The sequence below is a fragment of the Piscirickettsia litoralis genome, from assembly GCF_001720395.1.
Classification (GTDB): Bacteria; Pseudomonadota; Gammaproteobacteria; order Piscirickettsiales; family Piscirickettsiaceae; genus Piscirickettsia; species Piscirickettsia litoralis.
The window spans coordinates 100,908-104,615 of the sequence record NZ_MDTU01000001.1 but is presented as its reverse complement, the minus strand read 5'-3'; the positions used below and the strand labels follow the sequence as shown (position 1 = coordinate 104,615).

General features: G+C 37.8%; 4 protein-coding genes. 2 read left to right on the top strand and 2 right to left on the bottom strand.

Translation table 11 applies throughout. The features are described from left to right. Nucleotides 1-273: 273 nt before the first annotated feature. On the top strand, nucleotides 274-678 hold the full coding sequence (locus BGC07_RS00480) for a nuclear transport factor 2 family protein (protein ID WP_069311540.1): 405 nt from the start codon (nucleotides 274-276) through the stop codon (nucleotides 676-678). Between the two features lie 206 nt (nucleotides 679-884). On the opposite strand, the gene BGC07_RS00475 is transcribed toward BGC07_RS00480, so the two are convergent. Both BGC07_RS00475 and BGC07_RS00470 read right to left on the bottom strand, forming a co-directional pair. Beyond that, nucleotides 885-1,790, bottom strand: a complete 906-nt coding sequence (locus BGC07_RS00475; protein ID WP_069311539.1) for a chemotaxis protein — start codon at nucleotides 1,788-1,790, stop codon at nucleotides 885-887. 188 nt (nucleotides 1,791-1,978) lie between these two features. Continuing rightward, a complete protein-coding gene (locus BGC07_RS00470; protein ID WP_069311538.1) occupies nucleotides 1,979-2,686 on the bottom strand; it encodes an alpha/beta fold hydrolase in 708 nt (235 codons plus the stop codon). Between the two features lie 509 nt (nucleotides 2,687-3,195). Here BGC07_RS00470 and BGC07_RS21340 point away from each other — a divergent pair. Further along, on the top strand, nucleotides 3,196-3,708 hold a 513-nt coding region (locus BGC07_RS21340; RefSeq protein ID WP_235602803.1), incomplete at its 3' end, for an acyltransferase family protein.

Genomic DNA, 3,708 nt, shown 5'->3' with positions numbered 1-3,708 from the left:
CTTTACACTTCTAAGCTATAAAACCAGTGTGCGTCCAAGACATCCTCAACTTTGACGCCTGCTTCACCTTCGTTGAGCATCGCTACAATCTGCGATTCTGTTAGCTTTGATCGTTTCATCTTCATTCTCCTGTTTAAGTTAATTTAACAGAAGATTCCACTTATCACGTGTATTATTTTAGGGGAGGGTTACCTTACCAGTAGAGTTCAGCTGTGTCACTGATTAATTTAAAAAATTCAGATAAAATCTTTTACTATTTACAGGAGTTATTTCATGGAACTCAGCCAATGCCATCAAACCATTATCAACCTGATTGAAAGTTGGAAAATTCAAGAGTTATGTGAACAATATTTCGCGGCTGAATTTATATGGGAAGTCAAAGGCTCTAGCCAACTCTCAAAAACCTATACTTCTAAACAAGACTATTATAAGCAAGCTTTATACCGTCTCCAAAAACACCTTCAACCAAAAGCATCAATAAAGCTCATTCACTCTTATTCATGCGGTAATACATTGATTGTTGAGCTTGAAGGAAATATGACGACACTAAGCGGTCAACAATATAACAATCAGTACTGCTGGGTTATCAAAACTCAAGACAATTTAATTACCTCAATCACTGCCTATTTGGACACTCTATTGCTTGAAAAAATACTTTCAGATGAAAAAAACCAGTAAGCAAAGCATAGCGAATAAGTGTAAGCGGTCTAACTTTGTTAGTTTTGGATTTAAGAACTATGTGCTTTTGTCGCTTTACATGTTTTCACTAGAGACCATGTGGTGTTCCAAGGCTTTTTCCTAGAGGAAAAAAATGAGTGATAAAGGCCACAGAAATTCCACTTTAGCACTGACATAAAAATGGGGGCTTTACACTAAAAAATAAGCTAAATGACTTCTCTTAATCGTTCAATCACAATCAAGCTCAAATCCTCACCACTGATTTTTGCTAAAAACTGGTCTGCACCAACAGACTGCGCTTTTTGACGATTAAACTCACCAGAAATTGAAGTATTAAGAACGATATACAAATCTTTCAATTGAGGGTGTTCACGACACTTTTTAACGAAGCTATAACCATCCAAGTGCGGCATTTCAATGTCGGAAATGACCATTAACAATTGATTGTTAATCGGCTCCTTATTCTTAAGCATTGTTTCAAGTATGCTTAACCCTTGCACCCCATCATTTGCTGTTATACATTTAACCCCAACTTTTTCTAATATCAAGGTGATTTGCTTCCTAGCCGTCCGAGAATCTTCAACAATTAAAACTGTATAGTCTTTCGCTTGTTTTAGTATTGACTCTGAAGTCAATCCATCTGAAACAGATAAATCAGGTGGGATAATTTCGCTCAGGATTTGCTCAACATCGAGTATTTCCACTAACGTGTCTTTGACGTAGGTTACCGCAGTGAGGTAATGCTTATCGGACAAACCTTCAGGCGGCCGCTCAATTTTCGACCATTCTGTATGGATGATTTGATCAACCTCACTAATTAAAAAACCAATCACTGAGCGGTTATATTCACAAATAAGTATTACAGGTGCGTCCTTAAGATATTCACCATTAAGAACTTGATGAAGACTAACAAGAGGAATTGTTTTATAACTGCGGATGTGAGCCACTCCTTTAACTGCCGGGTGCATATTAGGGATGAGCGTAAAGTTTGGGCAATACATTATCTCCCGCAATTTAAATACATTAAGACCATACAACTGTTTGCTTCCCACACGAAAAAGCAGCAGTTCAACTCGGTTATCACCAGCAACTTCGGTTTTAATCGTAGACAAGGCTCTCTCTTAACCTACCCCTTTTTATCATTCTTGTGCCAAATGCGAGCACTATGCAAGTTTATTCCATGAAATACTGTAATTTTTTCTAAGAAGAAAGTAGATCAGCGTCGCCACTTCGGCAGATGTTTTTCACATCTACCTGTCGAAATCACCCCAGGCTCCTCCCTTCCTCACTCACTGAGCCTTTAGCTTAGAAACTCCATCATTAAGCGAGTGACCTGCTCTGGCGCTTCAATGCTTGAAACATGTCCACTGTCAATGAGATGCAACTTAGCTGAGTGAATACATCGCGCTAAGTTCTCCATTTGCGCTTGTTGAATCAAGCGATCATATTGCCCGGCAATGAGTAATGTCGGACACTGAATATCAACTAATGTCGATGTATAATCTTTTCTTGCCATAATTGCATGCTGTTGACGAATATAACACTCTGGCCCAACCGCCAAGGCCATGCGTTTTTCTAACGCCAGCAGTTTTTTGCTTTGCCGACTTTTATCACTAAGCCACATTCCAGGAAACGCGGAGATCAATGCCTCAAAGCGACCTTGCTCAGCGAGTCTAATGGCTTGGTGACGCGCTGAAATTGTTTTTGGGTCACAAGAATGAGCTGTAGTATTTAATAAGGACAATGTCTTCACACGCTTTGGGCATTGCTGCATTATTTCTAAAGCAATATAACCGCCCATAGACAACCCTGCCAAATGAAAACATTCACCTTGCTCAAGCGAATCAATGTGCTGAATCGTCTGCTGAGCCATCTCCTCTATTGAGCTCGCATCATTTACACCATAAATAATGTTAAAATCGTCACCTAGCCTCTCGGCTTGGTGTTCCCATAGCTCATCAGTACACAACAATCCTGAAATAAGAACTAAATTTTGCTTTTCTATCATAACTCACGCTTTATCATCGTTATTCTGTAATCAAACCTGCCAACACCAAAAGTAATCGAAAATACAACCGCTCCAGTATAAACCAAGCAAGCTAACGGGTGATTATCCACTCGCCTATCATCATCACGCTATACTAGCATAAAGAACCAATAAAATATTCTTTCATTTAATCACTCACAAAGCCGGCCAATAACTATAACCTATTGATTTATTTTAATTATTAAAAACTAAAATTTTATAAAAGTGATATAAAATTCTCTGTTGATAATTTTGAGTTAATTATTATTCTTTTTATTTATTTTCATCTCTTGCTGCCCAATAAAAAGCAATGCTGGAATTTTTCATCACCAACTCAATTATCTTGCATTATTTCAACCAGATAGATATTAAAAATAATTGCTTTTATAAAAAAAATAAAACCTTAAGTTAAGATCTATATAATAAAAACCATCAAGAAAAGCACATACTTTAAAATTCTATTCGCAATCACCAAACAACAAGGAACAACCTTGAAAGATAAGGTTCAAAGATTATATTTTATCGACAATCTCAGGTGGATTTTTGACCGCTATTGGTGTCTTTTTCCATACAGCAGAAGTCTATACCAGTCACTATACTTGGTGGTGGTATGTTATAGCGCCATCACCAGAAACCAATCAAGTGAACATATTAAATCACTATACCGATTTTCAACACACATTTCGCATGTCGCTCTTTTTGTTATTGGTGCTTTTTTCTCACAAATTTCTTACAACCATAAAGGGCCTCGAAGGTTTTTGATCGATCGTTTCAAACGGCTAGGAATCCCCCTATTAATAACAATCGTTTTACTAAGCCCAGCTTTAACTTACTTAGGCAACCTGGCCTATCAGCATTCTGACACACCGTTTTCTAAATCTTATTTGTCTCAATGGGGAGCTGGGGTAATGTGGTTTATAGAGCCACTATTATTATTCACCGTATTAATGGCGCTATTTTCCTATTTCTTTGGGACTCAACAACAACACTCAGAGTCCCCTCCC